The 2,020-nt window shown below is 34.8% G+C and carries 4 protein-coding genes; all 4 read left to right on the plus strand.

Translation table 11 applies throughout. The features are described 5' to 3' along the window. Positions 1–272, plus strand: a 272-nt coding sequence (locus tag MLD65_RS17870) for a transposase (RefSeq protein ID WP_481748552.1), incomplete at its 5' end; no start/stop codon positions are given. 309 nt (positions 273–581) lie between these two features. After that, on the plus strand, positions 582–914 hold the full coding sequence (locus tag MLD65_RS17875; protein WP_243293172.1) for a hypothetical protein: 333 nt from the start codon (positions 582–584) through the stop codon (positions 912–914). Between the two features lie 30 nt (positions 915–944). Continuing rightward, positions 945–1,292 carry a hypothetical protein gene (locus tag MLD65_RS17880; RefSeq protein WP_243293173.1) on the plus strand — a complete coding sequence of 116 codons (348 nt, stop codon included), beginning with the start codon at positions 945–947 and terminating at the stop codon, positions 1,290–1,292. A gap of 23 nt (positions 1,293–1,315) precedes the next feature. Beyond that, complete coding sequence (locus MLD65_RS17885; protein ID WP_243293174.1) at positions 1,316–1,900, plus strand: hypothetical protein; 585 nt, start codon at positions 1,316–1,318, stop codon at positions 1,898–1,900. The last annotated feature ends 120 nt before the right edge of the window (positions 1,901–2,020 follow it).

The following is a 2,020-nucleotide window of genomic DNA, read 5'->3' on the forward strand; positions in this document are numbered from 1 at the left end:
TTGCGGACATGTATAAGGCGCGCTGGTCCATTGAAGTATTCTTCCGATGGGTGAAACAGCATTTAAATGTCCCTGTCTTATTCGGAACGACGAAGAATGCTGTTTATAATCAGTTGTTCGCTGCTTTAATCGCCTATGTCCTTCTAAAATGGCTATATGATCAAACAGCCAAACGAAAGGTATTCACCTCTTTATCTTTTATTACATTTAAACGAAAACTGCTGACAGGAGAGCTTCCGATTTATTGGTTTGGAACATTGCTTGGTTTTTAATAACAGCGATTAAATACAATAAATTTATAGAAGCAATACCGAAAAGTGAATTTGGTGTCTATATTAAAGAGGAAGATGGCTATCTCTATAACGTTAAATAACCAGGATATCTAAGCTTTACTGGTAACCTCGGTGTTACTAAAAAAGAAAGTATGAATGGTTTAATTATTTGGCCATTATTATTTGGAGGATTTGAGTATGGTCATGAATCCGTGATAAAAAAATAGATATTCACAGCGATAAACCTTGATATAATAGGGATATGCATCCTTTTGGATCAATAAAATCACTTTACCAGGTAGGTGCATAATGACAATGGTAAAATTTATTTTAGAAGACTCCGATGAAACATTATCCACTCATTCCGGATTAGGTTTAATTGGTTTACTTTTATCAAAAACCAAGTTGTCCAAGCGCTTTTCAAACTTAAAAGTGCCTAATATAAAGTCATTCCCTTCCATATCTACTGGGGATGTGATGACGTCCTATATCGGTATCCTATCTCAAAGTAAAAATGACTTTGAAGATATCGAACCGTTTAGAGATGACCCATTCTTCTGTCGCGCACTAGGCGTACAATCTGTTCCATCTAGTGCTACTTTGCGACAACGCTTAGATCAAACGGCGAAAGTAGGAGGATAGAAGTCCCTTATCTTAGAAGAATCCGTCTTGTTGCTTCAGCAGTTTGATTCCCCTGTTACGCCAATAGTCCTGAAAGATGAGAAAACCAAGTATGTTCCACTTGATATCGATGTTTCCCCGTTTGATAACTCCAACACGAAGAAAGAAGGAGTGAGTCGAACCTACAAAGGATGTGATGGGTATGCTCCAAACTTCGCGTATCTTGGTCAAGAAGGATATGTCGTCAATGTTGAATTGCGAGAAGGAAAAACACATGTTCAAAACAATACCGATACCTTCCTTAAAGAATCGATTCACTATTCAAAAAGGCTGACAAACATTCCATTGCTTGTTCGTATGGAGAGAATCGAATGGTCAAAAAATTTATTTTTTTCCTAGTATAGTAAGGAAGGGGTATTAAAATGAGTCTAATTAATGTTCAAGAACTCGTTACTGCATATATAAGAGATAAAACGGTAAGGGATAATTTTTGGGAGAACCCTCAGGAAGTGTATCGGAAGTACAACATTAATTTAAAGGATCAAGATATCGTAGAGAAGCTTGATTTAAAAAATCTAGATAGGTTAGCTAGAAATTCTGAGAAAGAGAGAATCGGAAAGAGGAGAAATGATTTCTCAGAGTTTAGCTTGTTATTAAGTAATTTAGGAATTTATGATTTATTTTTCCATGGGTTTGTCAGAAACTATACAACAGGTCTACTAACCAGAGAGGAAGAAACAGAAAGGTTTTTGCATTATGCTGAATCGTTTATAGATTTTCATCACTTACCGGAAATTGTAAGAGAAGTTTTAGTTTATTCTTATATATGCGGTGAATTATCCTATCACCCTATGGAAAATGATTTAAATAGTGCAGGTTTTAGGATGGATAAGAAAGTTTATTTAAAAAGACCTTATAAAATTCAAGAGTTTAAATATGACGTTGTTTCATTGCTAGAAAAAGAAATTACATCTGTAGAAGAATTAGAGGAAATACCTAAAACCTGAATCCGTGACATGATGGTTATCTTTATTCATTTTAATGGATTTTTTTATATGTAGTGTTGCTGTTTTAATTTCTCATAAAGAACAATCATTTACTGAGTTTACGGGAACGACAAATAAACC

It is taken from the genome of Bacillus sp. FJAT-47783 (genome assembly GCF_022808615.1).
In the GTDB taxonomy this organism is placed as follows: domain Bacteria; phylum Bacillota; class Bacilli; order Bacillales; family Aeribacillaceae; genus Bacillus_BZ.